Source organism: Pseudomonas ogarae (genome assembly GCF_014268695.2).
GTDB lineage: Bacteria > Pseudomonadota > Gammaproteobacteria > Pseudomonadales > Pseudomonadaceae > Aquipseudomonas > Aquipseudomonas kilonensis.
Genome location: NZ_CP077086.1, coordinates 880919 through 899287, shown reverse-complemented (window position 1 = coordinate 899287; position 18369 = coordinate 880919). Strand labels below are relative to the sequence as shown.

At 60.8% G+C, this 18369-nt stretch carries 13 protein-coding genes, 2 tRNA genes and 2 pseudogenes; 3 read left to right on the top strand and 14 right to left on the bottom strand.

Annotated elements, in window-relative coordinates:
* Positions 1–169 precede the first annotated feature (169 nt).
* The 8 genes from HU749_RS03840 to rnr all read right to left on the bottom strand — a co-directional run bounded on the left by HU749_RS03840 (position 170) and on the right by rnr (position 9865).
* Positions 170–2470: a YgiQ family radical SAM protein gene (locus HU749_RS03840; protein ID WP_079301648.1), complete on the bottom strand. Its 2301-nt coding sequence runs from the start codon at positions 2468–2470 to the stop codon at positions 170–172.
* Between the two features lie 100 nt (positions 2471–2570).
* Positions 2571–3968: a replicative DNA helicase gene (dnaB, locus tag HU749_RS03835; RefSeq protein ID WP_014336312.1), complete on the bottom strand. Its 1398-nt coding sequence runs from the start codon at positions 3966–3968 to the stop codon at positions 2571–2573.
* Positions 3969–4085: 117 nt separating this feature from the next.
* Positions 4086–4532 carry a 50S ribosomal protein L9 gene (gene rplI / locus HU749_RS03830; protein WP_003197251.1) on the bottom strand — a complete coding sequence of 149 codons (447 nt, stop codon included), beginning with the start codon at positions 4530–4532 and terminating at the stop codon, positions 4086–4088.
* A gap of 18 nt (positions 4533–4550) precedes the next feature.
* Entirely contained in the window at positions 4551–5444 is an 894-nt protein-coding gene (locus HU749_RS03825) for a YybS family protein (protein ID WP_079301647.1), read from the bottom strand.
* A gap of 36 nt (positions 5445–5480) precedes the next feature.
* Positions 5481–5711: a 30S ribosomal protein S18 gene (gene rpsR, locus HU749_RS03820; protein WP_002551829.1), complete on the bottom strand. Its 231-nt coding sequence runs from the start codon at positions 5709–5711 to the stop codon at positions 5481–5483.
* Between the two features lie 28 nt (positions 5712–5739).
* Positions 5740–6168 carry a 30S ribosomal protein S6 gene (rpsF, locus tag HU749_RS03815; RefSeq protein ID WP_003186395.1) on the bottom strand — a complete coding sequence of 143 codons (429 nt, stop codon included), beginning with the start codon at positions 6166–6168 and terminating at the stop codon, positions 5740–5742.
* A gap of 305 nt (positions 6169–6473) precedes the next feature.
* The gene (rlmB, locus tag HU749_RS03810; RefSeq protein WP_014336310.1) at positions 6474–7232 is read right to left on the bottom strand and encodes a 23S rRNA (guanosine(2251)-2'-O)-methyltransferase RlmB; all 759 of its coding nucleotides are present in this window, start codon (positions 7230–7232) and stop codon (positions 6474–6476) included.
* On the bottom strand, positions 7229–9865 hold the full coding sequence (gene rnr, locus HU749_RS03805; protein ID WP_079301646.1) for a ribonuclease R: 2637 nt from the start codon (positions 9863–9865) through the stop codon (positions 7229–7231). Before rnr ends, rlmB begins: the two co-directional genes overlap by 4 nt.
* Positions 9866–10091: 226 nt before the next feature.
* Here rnr and HU749_RS03800 point away from each other — a divergent pair.
* The 3 genes and pseudogenes from HU749_RS03800 to HU749_RS03790 form a co-directional block, all read left to right on the top strand.
* Positions 10092–10178 (top strand) — tRNA-Leu (locus tag HU749_RS03800).
* Between the two features lie 176 nt (positions 10179–10354).
* Positions 10355–10441: transfer RNA gene (locus HU749_RS03795), tRNA-Leu, on the top strand.
* Positions 10442–10488: 47 nt separating this feature from the next.
* A pseudogene (locus tag HU749_RS03790) lies at positions 10489–10760 on the top strand (iron ABC transporter permease); the annotation flags it as partial.
* A gap of 556 nt (positions 10761–11316) precedes the next feature.
* On the opposite strand, the gene HU749_RS29535 reads toward HU749_RS03790, so the two are convergent.
* The 6 genes and pseudogenes from HU749_RS29535 to hflK all read right to left on the bottom strand — a co-directional run bounded on the left by HU749_RS29535 (position 11317) and on the right by hflK (position 18302).
* Complete coding sequence (locus HU749_RS29535) at positions 11317–12066, bottom strand: methyl-accepting chemotaxis protein (RefSeq protein WP_371103550.1); 750 nt, start codon at positions 12064–12066, stop codon at positions 11317–11319.
* 108 nt (positions 12067–12174) lie between these two features.
* Positions 12175–12435, bottom strand: a pseudogene (locus tag HU749_RS29530) (HAMP domain-containing protein); the annotation flags it as partial.
* A 967-nt stretch (positions 12436–13402) separates the two neighbouring features.
* Positions 13403–14695 (bottom strand): adenylosuccinate synthase, encoded by a 1293-nt coding sequence (locus HU749_RS03780; RefSeq protein ID WP_003186407.1) that lies wholly within the window; start codon positions 14693–14695, stop codon positions 13403–13405.
* 54 nt (positions 14696–14749) lie between these two features.
* Positions 14750–15937, bottom strand: a complete 1188-nt coding sequence (locus HU749_RS03775; RefSeq protein ID WP_079301645.1) for an ATP phosphoribosyltransferase regulatory subunit — start codon at positions 15935–15937, stop codon at positions 14750–14752.
* A 323-nt stretch (positions 15938–16260) separates the two neighbouring features.
* Positions 16261–17130 carry a protease modulator HflC gene (hflC, locus tag HU749_RS03770; RefSeq protein ID WP_018610083.1) on the bottom strand — a complete coding sequence of 290 codons (870 nt, stop codon included), beginning with the start codon at positions 17128–17130 and terminating at the stop codon, positions 16261–16263.
* Entirely contained in the window at positions 17130–18302 is a 1173-nt protein-coding gene (hflK, locus tag HU749_RS03765) for an FtsH protease activity modulator HflK (RefSeq protein WP_186651114.1), read from the bottom strand. The genes hflC and hflK overlap by 1 nt, the downstream gene beginning before the upstream one ends.
* Between the last annotated feature and the right edge of the window lie 67 nt (positions 18303–18369).

The following is an 18369-nucleotide window of genomic DNA, read 5'->3' as shown; positions in this document are numbered from 1 at the left end:
CTTTATCCGCACTGAACCCTGTGGCGAGGGGATTTATCCCCGCGCCACAAAAGCTACGCGTCCGCCATTGCGCGATAAGGCGGGCGCCACGATAACAAACGGCCAGCACCGCCGCTAGAAAGCAAAACGCCAGCACTTATGGCTGGCGTTTTACGAGGTGGCAGGGTGATCAGCGTGGCACGACAGGCTTGCGCGCCGGTTTCGGGCCTTTGCCCTTGGCGGCGTCCTTGCGTTCCTTGGCAGCCTGCTGGTTGCGGGCGAATGCCGCGGCCTTGGCTTGCTCGCGCTTGTCCCATGCGTTGCCACCATCGCTGGCGCGCGGTGGCAGGCCGGTGTGCTGGGTCAGGATCTTGGTGGTTTCCTTGCCCACCTTGTGGCTGCCGGCTGGCGTCGAGTTCTTGCGACGGGCGCTCTGGTAGCTGTCGGTGGCCGGCTGGTGCAACGGAATCAATTGGTTCTTGCCCGGCCCGATCAGGTCGGCGCGGCCCATGCGGGTCAGCGCTTCGCGTAGCATCGGCCAACCCTTGGGGTCGTGATAACGCAGGAAGGCCTTGTGCAGGCGGCGCTGCTCCTCGCTCTTGACGATGGTCACCGCGTCGCTCTTGTAGGTGACCTTGCGCAGCGGGTTCTTGCCCGAGTGGTACATGGCGGTCGCCGTGGCCATCGGCGACGGATAGAACGCCTGCACCTGGTCGGCACGGAAACCGTTGCCCTTGAGCCACAGCGCCAGGTTCATCATGTCTTCGTCGGTGGTGCCCGGGTGGGCGGCGATGAAGTACGGAATCAGGTACTGCTCTTTCCCGGCTTCCTTGGTGTACTTCTCGAACATCCGCTTGAATTTGTCATAGCTGCCGATGCCCGGCTTCATCATCTGGTTGAGCGGGCCTTCCTCGGTATGCTCCGGAGCGATCTTCAGGTAACCGCCGACGTGGTGGGTCACCAGTTCCTTGACGTACTCCGGCGACTCGACCGCCAGGTCGTAACGCAGGCCGGAGGCAATCAGGATCTTCTTCACCCCAGGCAAGGCCCGGGCGCTGCGGTACAGCTGGATCAGCGAAGAATGGTCGGTGTTCAGGTTCGGGCAGATGCCGGGGAACACGCACGACGGCTTGCGGCACGCGGATTCGATTTCCGAGCTCTTGCAGGCAATGCGATACATGTTCGCGGTCGGGCCGCCGAGGTCGGAAATGACTCCGGTGAAGCCCGGGACCTTGTCGCGGATCTCTTCGATCTCGCGAATGATCGACTCTTCGGAACGGTTCTGGATGATCCGGCCTTCGTGCTCGGTGATCGAGCAGAACGTGCAGCCGCCAAAGCAGCCACGCATGATGTTCACCGAGAAACGGATCATCTCGTAGGCCGGGATCTTCTCCTTGCCGTACGCCGGATGGGGAACACGTGCGTAAGGCATGCCAAACACGTAGTCCATTTCTTCGGTGGTCATCGGAATGGGCGGCGGGTTGAACCAGACATCGACTTCGCCGTGCTTCTGCACCAGGGCACGGGCATTGCCTGGGTTGGTTTCCAGGTGAAGCACGCGGTTGGCGTGAGCGTAGAGCACCGCGTCGCCACGAACCTTTTCCACCGATGGCAGACGGATCACGGTCTTGTCGCGGGTCATTTTCGGGCTCGCCAGGATCTGTACGACCTTGGCTTCGCTCGGGTCTTCGACCGGCCCCTTCTCCTGCTCGATGGCGCAGGCTTGAGTGTCCTGGGTATTGACGTACGGGTTGATGATCTTGTCGATCTTGCCCGGGCGGTCGATGCGCGTGGAATCGACTTCGTACCAGTCTTTCGGCGTATCACGACGGATGAAGGCCGTACCGCGTACATCGGTAATGTCTTCGATCTTGTGGCCGTAGGACAGGCGCTGGGCGACTTCGACAATCGCCCGCTCGGCATTGCCGTAGAGCAGGATGTCGGCGCAGGCGTCGATCAGGATCGAGTTGCGCACCCGGTCCTGCCAGTAATCGTAGTGAGCGATACGGCGCAGCGACGCTTCGATGCCGCCGAGCACGATCGGGACATGCTTGTAGGCTTCCTTGCAGCGCTGGCTGTAGACCAGGCTCGCACGGTCCGGCCGCTTGCCCGCCATGCCGCCCGGGGTGTAGGCGTCATCGGAGCGAATTTTCTTGTCGGCGGTGTAGCGGTTGATCATCGAATCCATGTTGCCGGCCGCGACGCCGAAAAACAGGTTGGGCTCGCCAAGCTTCATGAAGTCGTCTTTGGACTGCCAGTTCGGCTGGGCAATGATCCCGACACGAAAGCCCTGGGCTTCCAGCAAACGGCCAATGATCGCCATGCCGAACGACGGGTGATCGACGTAGGCATCACCGGTCACGATGATGATGTCGCACGAATCCCAGCCGAGCTGATCCATCTCCTCCCTGCTCATGGGCAGGAACGGCGCCGGGCCGAAACATTCGGCCCAGTACTTGGGATAGTCAAATAACGGCTTGGCTGCTTGCATGTCGATGACCGGTATAAAAGATGAAAAATCGCGGGCGCGGAATATAGCACAAAAAATAACCAATTCCGACGACTATGGTCGGAAATTGGTGGCACCCCTATTATTCGTCGTCGTCAAAATTGTAGCTACCCGGCGCCAGGTTCTCGAACCGGGTGTACTTACCGATGAACGCCAGGCGGATAAAGCCGATCGGGCCGTTCCGCTGTTTGCCGATGATGATTTCGGCGATGCCCTTGTGCTCCGTCTCGGGGTGATACACCTCGTCGCGGTACACGAACATGATGACGTCGGCGTCCTGCTCGATCGCTCCGGATTCCCGCAAGTCGGAGTTCACCGGACGCTTGTTGGGACGCTGTTCCAGGGAACGGTTCAACTGGGAAAGAGCCACCACCGGGCAGTTGAATTCCTTGGCCAGGGCCTTGAGGGAACGGGAGATTTCGGAAATCTCGTTGGTCCGGTTGTCGCCGCTGGAACCGGGGATCTGCATCAGTTGCAGGTAGTCGATCATGATCAACCCGACCTCACCGTGCTCACGCACCAGGCGACGGGTCCGAGCGCGCATTTCCGATGGGCTGATACCGGCCGTATCGTCGATGAACAGCTTGCGGTCGTTGAGCAGGTTGACCGCCGAGGTGAGGCGCGGCCAGTCGTCGTCTTCCAGTTGGCCGGAACGAACCTTGGTCTGGTCGATACGCCCCAGGGACGAGAGCATACGCATGATCAGCGATTCACCTGGCATCTCGAGGGAGTACACCAACACCGCCTTTTCGCTGCGCAGCACGGCGTTTTCCACCAGGTTCATCGCAAAGGTGGTTTTCCCCATGGACGGACGGCCGGCGACGATGATCAGGTCGGACGGCTGCAGGCCGCTGGTCTTCTCGTCGAGGTCGGTGTAGCCGGTGGACAGGCCGGTAATGGCGTTGTCGGTGTTGAACAAGGTGTCGATGCGGTCGATGGCCTTGGTCAGCAGGTCGTTGACGCTGACCGGGCCACCGGTTTTCGGCCGGGCCTCGGCGATCTGGAAGATCTGCCGTTCGGCTTCGTCAAGGATCTCGGCGGCGGTGCGGCCTTCCGGGTTGAAGGCGCTGTCGGCGATTTCGGTGCTGATACCGATCAATTGGCGCAAGGTCGCCCGCTCGCGCACGATCTGGGCATAGGCCTTGATGTTGGCGACCGACGGCGTGTTTTTCGCCAGTTCGCCCAGGTAGCCGAGGCCGCCGACCTGGGACGTCTGGCCTTCCTTGTCCAATTGCTCGGCCAGGGTCACGACGTCGATCGGCATGTTCTGATCGGCCAACTTGGCGATCGCACGGAAAATCAGCCGGTGGTCATGCCGGTAGAAATCGCCATCGGAGACTTGATCAAGCACGCGTTCCCAGGCGTTGTTGTCCAGCATCAGGCCACCGAGCACGGCCTGTTCGGCCTCGATGGAATGCGGAGGCACCTTAAGGGCAGCGGTTTGCAGATCGTATTGCTCGGGAGCGGTGATTTCGTTCATGGCCACTTCTGGTTATGAAAATCAGGAATTGCAGAAAGACAAAGGGCACGACCTGTAAACAGGATCGTGCCCGATGTTACCGGCAAGCACCCGAGGGTGCCAACCGACAGGTATTGCTTAAGCTGCTACCACGACAACGCGTACGGTGGCTTCAACTTCGGCGTGCAGGTGCACGGCTACGTCGAATTCGCCTACGTTGCGGATGGTGCCGTTCGGCAGACGAACTTCGCTTTTCGCAACTTCAACGCCGGAGGCGGTCAGTGCGTCAGCGATGTCGTGAGTACCGATCGAACCGAACAGCTTGCCTTCGTCGCCAGCGGTGGCAGTGATGGTCACTTCCAGCTCGGCCAGTTGGGCAGCACGGCTTTCAGCCGAGGTTTTACGGTCTGCGGCAGCTTTTTCCAGCTCAGCACGACGCTCTTCGAACGCAGCCAGGTTGGCAGCGGTCGCAGCGGTAGCTTTGCCGTAAGGCAGCAGGTAGTTACGACCGTAGCCGGCCTTAACGTTTACTTTGTCACCCAGGTTGCCCAGGTTGGTGACTTTTTCCAGAAGGATCAGTTGCATGTGAAAATCCTCTAACTTTTAACCTTCACCGTTCGCGTTGTCGGCGTCTTTCGGCGCCATACGACCGCGAAAATCAATCAGGCTGTCGACGATGGCCAAGACCACCAGCAACGGATAGATCAGTTGCATGAACAGCAACAACGTGACGTACAACCCCACCAGCCAGAACCTGGCCAGTCGCTTTTGCGCCACCAGCCCGTGAATCAGGGCCAGGGCGGCAAACACCAGCGGTACACTGCACAACGGCGTGAGCATCGCCATCTGCGGACCGAAGTTCGGTCCCAGAAGCATGCCCGCCAGCAGCAAAATCGCCAGCCCAAGCGGGAAACGGATGGCGCGAAACTCGCGACCAAAACCACCCGGGTTGTACAACAACGCCTGCCAGTAGCGCCCGATAACCAGGCTCAGCACACTGACGATTTGCAACAAGGCCGCAATCAGTCCGGTCAGGACGGGGGCGATCAGGGACGCGAAACGCGCCTGCTCTTCTACCGACATCTGCTGGTAGAGATCACCGAGCGCCTCGGGCAGGATTTTTATCAAAGCCTGCGACAGCATCTCGATCTGGGGTGCGAAAGCCACCCCGAGCACCACTGAAAACACCACGCCTATCGCTATGCTGACCAGCAGCACGCGGTTCCAGGATTCGCTAGCGCGCAACACCAACGCTAGCGCCGAAGTCCCCAGCAGTACCATGACTGCACGCGGGTCCGCGGAATACAGCCACCAGAGCAAGGCCGGCAGCAGTCCTAGAGCAAGAACGCCCAAGGCGTCCCTCAATCCGCGCCGCAGGAGTACAAGACTCCCGGCGGCAGCACCCAACCAATACAACAACGGCAATGCCGCGCATCCAGCCACTACCAGAGTGGCCTGCATACGACCGCGCATGATGAACTCAGCTAAGGCGCGCATGCATTCAATCCCTTACTACTCGTCGACTGCCCGGTCTCAGCGGCCGTGGCTGTCGGTGTAGGCCAGCAGGGCCAGGAAGCGGGCGCGCTTGATAGCGGTGGCCAGCTGACGCTGATAACGAGCTTTGGTACCGGTGATACGGCTTGGAACGATTTTGCCGGTCTCGGATACGTAGGCTTTCAGAGTGTTGAGATCTTTGTAATCGATCTCTTTCACGTCTTCAGCGGTGAAGCGGCAGAATTTACGACGACGGAAGAAACGTGCCATGTGATTGGCTCCTTAAAAGGTCCGTGGATTACTCGTCAGCGTTATCGCTGTTGTCGCTGTCGCTATCGCTGTCATCGCCATCGGCGCTGTCAGAGTGCTCAGGACGGTCGCGACGCTCACGGCGCTCACTGCGGTTTTCTTCAGCCTTGAGCATCTCGGATTGGCCGGTGACGGCTTCTTCGCGACGGATGACCAGGTTACGGATCACTGCATCGTTGTAGCGGAAGTTGTCTTCCAGCTCGGCCAGGGCCTTGCCAGTGCACTCAACGTTCAGCATCACGTAGTGAGCCTTGTGAACATTGTTGATTGCGTAGGCCAGTTGACGACGGCCCCAATCTTCCAGACGGTGGATTTTGCCGCCGTCTTCTTCGATCAGCTTGGTGTAACGCTCAACCATGCCGCCGACTTGCTCGCTTTGATCCGGGTGGACCAAAAAGATGATTTCGTAATGACGCATGAATGCTCCTTACGGGTTGTAGCCTGCCGCTCAAAAACGGTCAGACAAGGAGTGAATGACACTTATGGACTTGTGGACGCTAGACACATAAGTGCCTGCCATCACAGCAAGGGGCGCAATTGTAGAGAAGGGCCGAGGGCGGCGCAAGGCAATTGGCGATTATTTGAACAACCGCCGATCCTTGCCCTGCACAAAGCACTGTGGGAGCGAGCTTGCTCGCGATAGCGGCGTGCCAGTCGACATTTCTGGCACTGATACACCGTCATCGCGAGCAAGCTCGCTCCCACATTTGATACACGTCTGGCTCAGGCTTTTTTGGCGGAAGCCTTGACGCTGCGCTGGCGCAGCGCTTCGAACAGACACACGCCGGTCGCCACCGAAACGTTGAGGCTGCTGACACTACCGGCCATCGGCAGCTTGACCAGGTAGTCGCAATGCTCGCGAGTCAGGCGGCGCATGCCCTTGCCTTCGGCCCCCATGATCAGGATCGTCGGGCCCGTCAGGTCCTGGTCATAGATGCTGACCTCGGCCTCTCCCGCCGTGCCGACCACCCACAAGCCGCGCTGCTGGAGCTTTTCCAGGGTGCGCGCCAAGTTGGTCACCGCCACCAGCGGAATCACTTCCGCCGCGCCGCAGGCCACCTTGCGCACCACCGGCGTCAAGGTTGCCGACTTGTCTTTAGGCACGATCACCGCCAATGCACCGGCCGCATCTGCCGAACGCAGGCAAGCGCCCAGGTTGTGCGGATCGGTCACGCCGTCCAGCACCAGCAACAGCGGCGCGCCTTCGGTGCGATCGAGCAGTTCGTCGAGCATCGCCTCGCCCCAGACCTGACTCGGGCTTACGTCCGCAACCACACCCTGGTGAACGCCTTCGACCCACACGTCCATTTCACGACGCTCGGCCTGGCCGATGGCAACCTTGTTTTGGGTGGCCAGTTCGACCAGCGCTTGCACACGCGGCTCGCTGCGACCTTCTGCCAACCACACTTGCTTGACGCGTTTAGGGTGGTGACGCAGCAGTGCTTCTACGGCGTGCACGCCGTAGATTTTTTCCAGACTCATGACTTGGCCTTAGGTTTGCGCGACCCGCCGCTTTTGGCGGGGGCCGAGCCCGCTTTGGGCGGGCCTTTACGGTGTTTACTTGGCTTGCTCGACGGCTTTTCCGCCCCGTGGGACTTTCCCCCAGACGCCGCTTTACCACCGCTTTTGGCTTCGTTGAGCAACTGCTGCTTCAACTCGCGGCTCTTGCGCAGTTCGGCGTTTTTCGCCGCTGCGTCGCTGGGGCGGTAGGCTTCGGGAGCCTTGTCCTTGGCAGACGAACGGCGACCAGCCCTGGCTGGCTCAGGCTCTGCGGTTTTTGCAGGAGCACCTTTACCTTTACCTTTGGTCGCAGGCGCTGCGGTCTCGTTGCCACGCTTTTTACGACCAGTCGGTGCTTCGGCGGGCTTGTCAGACATTCCGAAGTCGATCTTGCGCTCATCGAGATCGACGCGCATGACCTGCACTTCCACGGTGTCGCCCAGACGGAAGCTGCGACCGGTGCGTTCGCCCGCCAGGCGGTGGTGCACAGGATCAAAGTGGTAGTAATCACCCGGCAAGGCGGTGACGTGCACCAAGCCCTCGACGTAAATGTCGGTCAGTTCGACAAACAAACCAAAGCCGGTCACCGCAGTGATCACGCCAGGGAACGACTCGCCCACGCGGTCTTTCATGAACTCGCACTTGAGCCAGTTCACCACGTCGCGGGTAGCTTCGTCGGCGCGGCGCTCGCTCATGGAGCACTGCTCGCCCAACTGTTCCAGGCCCGCCTCGTCGTACGGATAGATCCGTGCCTTCGGAATAGTCATGGCACCGGCGCGCTTGACGTGCGGGGTGTTCTGCTTGGAATGGATCACGCTGCGGATCGCGCGGTGCGTGAGCAGGTCCGGATAACGGCGAATCGGCGAGGTGAAGTGGGTGTACGCCTCGTAATTCAGGCCAAAGTGGCCCTGGTTGTCGGCGCTGTACACCGCCTGGCTCAGGGAGCGCAGCATCACGGTCTGGATCACATGGTAATCCGGACGGTCCTTGATGCTGGCCAGCAGTGCCTGGTAGTCCTTCGGCGTCGGGCCGTCCTTGCCTTTGTGCAGGGACAGGCCGAGCTCGCCGAGGAAGGCGCGCAGTTTTTCCAGACGCTCCGGCGGCGGGCCGTCGTGCACGCGGTACAACGCAGGAATCTCGTGCTTCTTGAGGAATTCCGCGGTGGCCACGTTGGCCGCCAGCATGCACTCTTCGATCAGCTTGTGCGCATCGTTACGGGTCGTCGGGGTGATTGCGGCGATCTTGCGCTCGGAACCGAAGACAATCCGGGTTTCCTGGGTCTCGAAATCGATCGCGCCACGCACGTGACGGGCCCCCAGCAACACCTTGTACAGCGAGTACAGCTGCTTGAGGTGCGGCACCACGCCAGCGTATTCGGTACGCAGGGCCTTGGCTTCACTGGTCTTCGGCGTTTCCAGGATGGTGCTGACCTTGTTGTAGGTCAGGCGCGCCTGGGAGTGGATCACCGCTTCGTAGAACTGGTAGTCGGTCATTTCGCCGGTTTTGGAGATGGTCATCTCGCACACCATGGCCAAACGGTCGACTTTCGGGTTCAGCGAGCACAGGCCGTTGGACAGCTGCTCAGGCAGCATCGGGATCACGCGCTCAGGGAAATACACGGAGTTGCCGCGCACCTGGGCTTCGTTATCCAGGGCCGAACCGATCTTCACGTAGCTGGACACGTCGGCAATCGCGACGAACAACTTCCAGCCGCCGGAGAACAGGCGCAGCTTGCCAGGCTTGGCTTCGCAGTAGACCGCATCGTCGAAGTCGCGGGCGTCTTCACCGTCGATGGTGACGAACGGCAGATGGCGCAGGTCGATGCGTTTTTCTTTATCTTTCTCTTCAACTTCCGGCTTGAGCTTGGCGGCTTCCTTGAGCACAGCCTCGGGCCAGACGTGAGGAATGTCGTAGGTGCGCAGCGCAACGTCGATTTCCATTCCCGGCGCCATGTAGTTGCCGACCACTTCAACGATATCGCCCTGCGGCTGGAAGCGCGCAGTTGGCCAGTGGGTGATTTTCACCTCGACGAACTGACCCACCTTGGCGGCGCCATTACGGCCCGGGGTAATCAGCACTTCCTGCTGGACCTTCGGGTTATCCGGCACAACAAAACCGATACCGCCTTCTTCGAAGTAACGGCCGACGATGGATTCGTGGGCACGGGACACCACTTCGACGATCACGCCTTCGCGACGACCGCGGCGGTCCAGGCCAGACACGCGGGCCAGCGCCCGGTCGCCATCGAACACCAGGCGCATTTGCGCCGGGCTCATGAACAGGTCGTCGCTGCCGTCGTCCGGGATCAGGAAACCGAAGCCATCACGGTGGCCGGCGATGCGACCCAGGATCAAGTCAAGCTTGTCCACCGGCGCATAGGTGCCGCGCCGGGTGTAGATCAGTTGAGCGTCGCGCTCCATGGCGCGCAGACGGCGGCGCAGGGCTTCGAGTTGGTCCTCGGTGGTCAGACCGAACTCTTCGACCAACTGCTCGCGGCTAGCAGGCGAACCCCGATCGGCGAGATGCGCCAGGATCAGTTCGCGGCTAGGAATAGGGTTTTCATATTTTTCCGCTTCACGAGCGGCCTCGGGATCGAGGGACTGCCAATCGGCCATTAGAGAGTTTTCACCTTGTCTATATGCGGGTTAGTTTGGCATAGGCTTAATGAAACGGGAAATTTCAAGCATCCGATCGCTTTTCTAAAGTCATTTGGCCTGCCTTGGAAGCCCGGAAAAGCGCCGCTCGTGAAATTTAGCGGTTTTTTTCTCAGGAGGGGTTTACAGTTAAAAAGACGCTCCGTATAGTGCGCGCCATCGACGACGTACACACGATGTCGATATTGCCCAGATGGTGAAATTGGTAGACACGCCAGCTTCAGGTGCTGGTGACCGCAAGGTCGTGGAAGTTCGAGTCTTCTTCTGGGCACCAATTTCGAGCAACAGGTCAATGGCCTGCTGGCTCAACAAAAACCCGCGAAAGCGGGTTTTTGCATTTTTGCCCCCTGCAATTGCGTTTGGCAATTACTAAAACAAAAACAGGGGTTTACAGATCAAAATGCGCTCCGTATAGTGCGCCACATCAACAGCGGCAACGCTGAAGATGCTGCCCAGATGGTGAAATTGGTAGACACGCCAGCTTCAGGTGCTGGTGACCGCAAGGTCGTGGAAGTTCGAGTCTTCTTCTGGGCACCAATTCAAGCTTCAAGGTTACAGCCTTGAACCTCACAGAAACCCGCGAAAGCGGGTTTTTGCGTTTCTGCACGCCTAAAATTGCCCCACCTGTGGCGAGGGAGCTTGCTGTGGCGCCCGCCTATGCGCTGGTGCTCCTGGATGCAATGGAGGAACTGACCACCGCGCTGCTGAGCCCGACCGGGCTCAATACATTGGCAACGCCGTTTGGGCCCATACCTCGAATGTGGAGTTCGCGGCGGCGCCTTATGCGGCGCTGTTGATTCTGGTATCGGGGTTGCCGGTTTATTTGCTGACGACGCGGATGTACCTGAGCCGCTGAGACCGCCATCGCGAGCAAGCTCGCTCCCACAATTGGATCGGGGCACTGCCGGAGAGACTGATTGGCTGTTAGGCCGCCTTCGCGGGCAAGCCCACTCCCACAATTGGATCAGGGTATGACCGGAGAGCTAGGTCGGCTATCAGGCCGCCTCGCGAGCAAGCTTTGCTCCCACAGATCTGACGGGTGTACAACCGGGAGAGCCAGGTCGGCTACTAGGCCGCCTCGTGGTGGACGTTGATCTCGGCGCCCCGTTAACCACGATGGCCGAACGCAGGCATTGTGGAGTGGGCATCCCGGCATGGATGCCGGGATAGCCGCGCTGGGCCATGGATGGCCCTTCGCGGCGGGCCCACGGAGCAATGCCTGCGTTCGGGCATGCCGAGCCTAAGCGAGGCACCGAGTGGTGGGGCATGAGCGTTTTGGTTACTTTTGCGCCTCAAAAGTGACCCGCTGTAAGAGCGGAACCATAAGCGGCCGTTACCACAGCAATGGATATGTACTCAGTCAAGCCGCCATCGCGAGCAAGCTCGCTCCCACAGAGGTACCAGCCGCCAGATCAGGCCCGGAACTGCCCCAGACTCGCCTTCAACTGAGCCGCCAACCCATCCAGGACCTTACCGCTGGCCGTGGTCTCGACCACAGCCTGGGCCGCTTTCTCGGCCTGGGCATGGATGGTTTCCACCCGTCCGCGCACCGCTTGCGCACCCTGGGCCTGATGGGCCGCGGCCTGAGTCGCCAGGCCGATGGCCGCATGCACCTGCTCGACGGACGCCTGAACCGACTGCTGCAACCGCGCACTGTCTCGCAGCACCAACAAGCCTTCGCTGGCCTGGCGCCCGGCCTGGCCGATGGCGGCCACCGCCTCGCGAGCGCCCTGCTGCAAGGCCACGATATGCGCCTGGATATCGCCCGTTGAGCTTTGGGTCTTGCTCGCCAACGCCCGCACCTCATCTGCCACCACAGCAAACCCGCGCCCGGTTTCCCCGGCACGTGCCGCCTCGATGGCCGCATTCAAGGCCAGCAAGTTGGTCTGCTCGGCGATGCCGTGAATCACGGTCAGCACCACTTCGATCTGTTCGCTCTGCTGCGCAAGCCGCTCGATCACTTTCGCCCCGGTATCCACCTGACCAGCCAGGGCCTCGATCAAGCTGCCGACCTTGGCCGAAGTGCGGGTGTTTTCATCGGTGGCCTGGCGGATCTCCACCACCTGCTGCAAGGCCGCCTGCATCGCCTGGCTTTCCGATTGAGCTTCATCAGCCATTTGCGACAGCGCACGCAGGCTCTCGGCGACTTCATCACGCTGCATCCCGGCCGCCGCATCGGCACCGGAGTTGCGCAAGGTCATCGCACCGATTTCCACACCGGTACGCTGGGCCACATCGCCCGCTTCGCGCACGATGGGTTGCAACTTATCCACAAAACGATTGACCGCCGAGGCCATGTCGCCGATTTCGTCCTTGCTGTTGATTTGCACGCGCTTGGTCAGGTCACCCTCGCCTGCCGCCAGGTCGTTCATGGCCGCGATCAGCAACTTCAGGCGATTGACCACCCGACGCCCCAGCACCACGGCCAGCAAGGCCAGCACACCAAAGCCCACCAGCGCCAGTCCCAGACCGATGCGCCAGCGCAAGGTGCCTGCCGCTTCCTGCACGGTGCTGGCGGTGTTGGTCTGCATCTGTGTGGCGGTGGCCTGGGCCGACTCCAGGCGACCGCGCATGGCAGTGGCGCTGTCGGCCGCCGCCCCCTTGAGGCTGTCACCGACCAACTGGTCACCGCTGGCGATCAAGGCCAAAAAGCGTTGGTCCAGCGCCTTCAGGTCAGCTTCAACGGAAGCCGTGGAAACCCCCATCAATACCTTGCCGATCTCTACGCCGTTGGGGCTGATCGAGGCTTCGAGGTAATACACCGAGGGGTCGCTCTTCGCCGCATCCAGCACTTTGTCCAACGCCCGCTCGCCCTTGCCTTTTTCCAGCAGCGCCTTGTTGATCGGGTTTTCCCGGTTCAGGTAGCGGGTCAGGTGCTCACCATTGGCGTCATCATAGATAACGAACAGCACATTGGGATTGCGCTGGGCCCGACGGGCGAATTCGGAAAGGGTCGGTATGTCGCTGTCCCACATGGCGCGGGGCGCGACCGAGGCCAGGAGTTGCGCCATATCGTTGGCGGAATCCTTGAGCGATTGCTCGAGCGTCCTGCGCAACTGCGCCTGTTCGTCCTTCAGCCGCGTCGACAAACCGACGGTGAGGCGCTGACGAGTACTGGCAGACAAACTGTCCAGGCTCGAGGTGACCTCGCGCCCGGCCTGCTCCAGCTCGCCAGACAATTTCTGACTATCAACCCCCAGCCGGGCCCCTAGTTCGGCCTCCAACGCGGTGACCGTGCTTCGAGTCAGCGCGACGGCCACCAGCACTTGCACCAAAAGGGCGATACCCAGGGTAACGAACACAGGCCGCAACAGACGGCTTTGTAACAGTGAGAGAACGGCCGACACAGGGGAATCCCTCTACTAAACGCCATTAAATTGATGGCACTTCAAAGAAGTACTTATTATTAACGATGCATAGCAAAGGTCGTGCCGTTCGACCGACAGAGACGACAAAGGCCCCAAACGAGGGGCCTTTGTGTTTTACATCAACGACTTATCAGGCAAACGGGTGACGCAGAACGATGGTTTCGTTGCGGTCCGGCCCCGTCGAAATAATGTCGATCGGCGCACCGACCAACTCTTCGACGCGCTTGATGTAGTTGCGGGCCGCTACTGGCAGCTCTTCCAGGGTCTTGGCGCCCACGGTCGATTCAGTCCAGCCTGGCATCTGCTCGTACACAGGCTCCAGGCCGATGTAGCTGTCGGCGTCGGTCGGTGCATCGATGACGGCGCCGTCCTGGTTCTTGTAGCCCACGCAGATGTTGATGGTTTCCAGGCCGTCCAGCACGTCCAGCTTGGTCAGGCACAGGCCCGAAATGCTGTTGACGTCGATGGCGCGACGCAGGATGACGGCATCGAACCAGCCACAACGACGGGCACGGCCGGTGGTAGCACCGAACTCGTGGCCACGCTTGGCCAGGAAGGCGCCGACGTCGTCGAACAGCTCAGTCGGGAACGGACCCGAACCCACGCGAGTGGTGTAGGCCTTGGTGATACCCAGGATGTAGTCCAGGTACATCGGACCGAAACCCGAACCCGTGGCGATGCCGCCGGCGGTGGTGTTGGAGCTGGTGACGTACGGGTAGGTCCCGTGATCGATGTCCAGCAGCGAACCCTGGGCACCTTCGAACATGATGTCCTTGCCGGCGCGACGCAGCTCGTGCAGCTCGGCAGTGACGTCGAGCATCATCGGCTTGAGCAGCTCGGCGTACTCCATGCACTCGTCCAGGGTTTTCTGGAAGTCGATGGCCGGTTCTTTGTAGTAATTGACCAGGACGAAGTTGTGGTAGTCCAGCAACTCGCCCAGCTTGGCGGCGAAACGCTCACGGTGAAACAGATCACCGATGCGCAGGCCACGACGAGCCACCTTGTCTTCGTAGGCCGGGCCGATGCCGCGACCGGTGGTGCCGATCTTCAGCTCGCCACGGGCCTTTTCACGGGCCTGGTCCAGCGCGACGTGATAGGACAGGATCAGCGGGCAGGACGGGCTGATACGCAGGCGCTCGCGCACCGGTACGCCTTTTTCTTCCAGCTTGATGATTTCCCGCAGCAAGGCGTCGGGCGCAACCACCACACCGTTGCCGATCAGGCACTGTACGCCTTCGCGCAGCACGCCCGACGGAATCAGGTGCAGGACGGTTTTTTCACCGTCGATCACCAAGGTGTGACCTGCGTTGTGGCCACCCTGGTAGCGCACTACGGCGGCAGCATGTTCGGTCAGCAGATCAACGATCTTGCCTTTGCCCTCATCACCCCACTGGGTGCCCAGGACTACGACATTCTTACCCATAACACTTGTCCTCATTCGCGCAAACTTGGTGCCGGCCGCAGCCGACAGGAAAACTCAAGAAGCCAGCGGCAATACTTGCCAAAGCCCGTTCTGCTGAATCAATTGCCGGTCGCAGTCCGCTTCACGGGCGGCGGCCAAAGGTTGCCCAGGCAAGGCCTGGACGACACGCTGACCCTCACTGCGCAACTGGCAGACTGCTTGCCAGAGTGCCGCATCCGTACTGTCAGGCATCCAGATACCGCCAGACGGTAGCTCGACTTCAGCACGCCCCAGGGTCACCAGGGTTTTCAAATCGGTAGAGAAACCGGTCGCCGGACGGGCACGACCAAAGTCGGCACCAATGTCGTCATAACGGCCGCCCTGGGCGATGGATTGACCCACGCCCGGTACGAACACAGCGAACACCACACCGGTGTGGTAGTGATAGCCACGCAACTCACCCAAGTCGAAATACAGCGGCAACTCAGGGAAGCGCACCGACAGACGCTCGGCAATCGCCAGCAAGTCGTCCAGCGCCGCCAACACAGGCGCCGGCGCGTGGGCCAGGCGCTCACGGGCAGCGGCCAATACTTCACGTCCGCCACACAGGCCCACCAGCGCCCGCAGCATGCCCGACAGATCGGCCGGCAGGCCCTCGGTCAGGCTGATGACTTCGTCGATAGCCTTGCGTTGCAGGGCATCGAACAGCTGTTGCTCCACTTCGCCGGACAAACCGGCCGCACGGGCCAGGCCGCGATAGATGCCAACATGCCCCAGGTCCATGTGGACATCCGGCACGTCAGCCAGTTGCAGCATGGCCAACATCAGGCTGATGACTTCTACGTCGCTGCTCGGGCTGGCATCGCCATACAACTCGGCGCCCAGCTGGATCGGGCTGCGCGAAGACGACAAGGCACGCGGCTGGGCATGCAGCACACTGCCGGCGTAGCACAGGCGGCTCGGACCTTCACGGCGCAGGGTGTGGGCATCGATGCGCGCCACTTGCGGCGTGATGTCGGCACGAAAGCCCATCTGCCGCCCCGACTGCGGGTCGATAACCTTGAAGGTGCGCAGGTCCAGGTCCTGGCCCGCGCCGGTGAGCAGGGATTCCAGGTACTCGATATGCGGGGTGACGACGAACTCGTAACCCCAACTCTGGAACAGATCCAACACCTGCCGACGCGCTACTTCGATACGCGCAGCTTCCGGTGGCAGTACTTCTTCGATGCCATCTGGCAGCAGCCAGCGGTCTACCGTTGCCATTACGCCATTCCCCTATGGTCCGGGCGGCCAGCTTTCGGGCTGGCCTTGAGTGAAGCAGAAAATGCCTGCGCCAGGCGCATCCTGGGCAAAAAACGCGCAAGAGCGACGTGACGAATGGCCCACAATCGGCCTCGCCCGGCACTTCCCTCGAAAAACCTGTCGGGTCGTTCAACCCGACGCCTGCACCTATAAACCGCAATCGAACGTGCAGACGCAAAAAAGCCGGGAATTTCCCGGCTGCCGCATCATACACACGTTTTCCCAAAGGATCACCCCGCCCGACGCTTTAGCCGCCGGGCGGGGTGTCTCAGGTCAACGTCGCATCAAGGCTTGGACTTTTCCAGGTAGTGGAAGAAGTCGCTGCTTGGGTCCAGGACCAGGACGTCGGATTTGTTCGCGAAGCTTTCACGGTAGGCACGCAGGCTACGGTAGAACGCGTAGAACTCCTGATCCTGACCGTAGGCCTTGGAGTAGATCGAAGCGGCCTGGGCATCACCATCACCACGGACCTCTTCCGATTCACGATAGGCTTCGGCCAGCAGCACACGGCGTTGGCGATCGGCGTCGGCACGGATGCCTTCGGCCAGCTCGTTACCCTTGGCGCGGTGCTCGCGGGCTTCACGCTCACGCTCGGTGCTCATCCGCTCGAACACGCTGCGGTTCACTTCCTTCGGCAGGTCGATGGCCTTGACCCGGACATCGACCACTTCGATACCCAGCTCTTTTTCCGCCATCGCATTCAGCGAACGGGTGATGTCGGCCATGAGCGCATCGCGCTCACCGGAAACCACTTCATGCAGCGTGCGCTTACCGAACTGGTCACGCAGGCCCGACTCCAGACGACGGGACAGACGCTCGTCGGCGATCTGCTTCAGACCAGAGGTCGCGGTGTAGAAGCGCTCGGCATCCTTCACACGCCACTTGGCATAGGCATCTACCATCACGGCTTTCTTTTCCAGCGTCAGGAAGCGTTGCGTCGGCGCATCCAGCGTCATCAGGCGAGCGTCGAACTTGCGCACCTTGTTGACGTACGGCACCTTCACATGCAGCCCTGGCTGGACATCAGCCTGGACCACGCGACCGAATTGCAGCAACACCGCGCGCTCGGTCTGAGCCACGATGTAGAAGCAGTTCCAGGCAGCGATCGCCACGACGACACCGACAATAAGGGCGATCAGCGATTTATTGCTCATCAGCGACTCTCCCTGGTACGTGCTTGCTGTTGTTGCAGGTCCGCCGCCGCACGGGTGCCGGCCTCATTGCTGGCCGCCGCCGAGCTGGTCGGTGGCGTGCTGGTGTTGCGACCGCTCTCGACCATCTTGTCCAGCGGCAGGTACAGCAGATTGCTCTGGCCGTTCTTGTTGCCAGTCACGAGGACCTTGCTGGTGTTGCTGAAGACTTCCTGCATGGTGTCCAGGTACAGACGTTGGCGGGTCACTTCAGGGGCCTTGCGATACTCGGCCACCAGCTTGGTGAAACGATCACCCTCACCCTTGGCACGGGAGACCACTTCATCACGGTAACCGTTGGCATCCTCGATGATGCGCTGGGCCTGACCACGGGCTTCCGGCACGACGCCGTTGGCATAGGTTTCGGCCTGGTTGCGCGAACGCTGCTCGTCTTCACGGGCACGGATCACGTCGTCGAAGGCTTCCTGGACCTCACGCGGGGCTGCCGCGCTCTGGACGTTGACCTGGGTGACGGTGATACCGGTGCGATAGGTATCGAGGAACCGCTGCAGGCGCTCCTTGATTTCGCTGGCCATCAATTCACGACCTTCAGTCAGCACCTGGTCCATGGCGGTGGAACCCACCACATGGCGCAAGGCACTCTCGGTCGCGTGCTGCAGGCTGATCTCCGGCTGGTCGACGTTCAGCACGAAGTCCTGCAGGTTGGTGATCTTGTATTGCACGGTCAGCGGCACTTCGACGATGTTCTCGTCTTCGGTCAGCATCTGGCCCTGCTTGGTGTACGCCCGCTCACGCGTGACGTTTTCCATGTACTTCTGGTCGATCGGCGGGAAATAGATGTTCAGACCCGGGCCAACCGTCTCGTAGTACTTGCCGAAGCGCAGCACTACCGCCTGCTCCTGCTCGTCCACGACATAGACCGCGCTGTACAGCCAGACAGCCGCCAGCACGACCAGACCGATGCCGAGCAGGCCAAAACCGCCGCCCTTGCCCGGACGACCGCCACCCTCGTCACCGCGTTTTTTACCACCACCGAACAAACCGTTCAGGCTTTCCTGCAGCTTTCGGAAGGCCTCGTCGAGATCCGGCGGCCCCTTGCGGTCGCCGTTGTTACGACGTTTGCCACCCCAAGGATCCTGATTATTCGAGTTGCCACCCGGCTCATTCCAAGCCATAGCGCTCTCCATCTGATAAAGCAAAGACGCACCCACGGCGCGCCGACCAATGCTACAGAATGCCTGA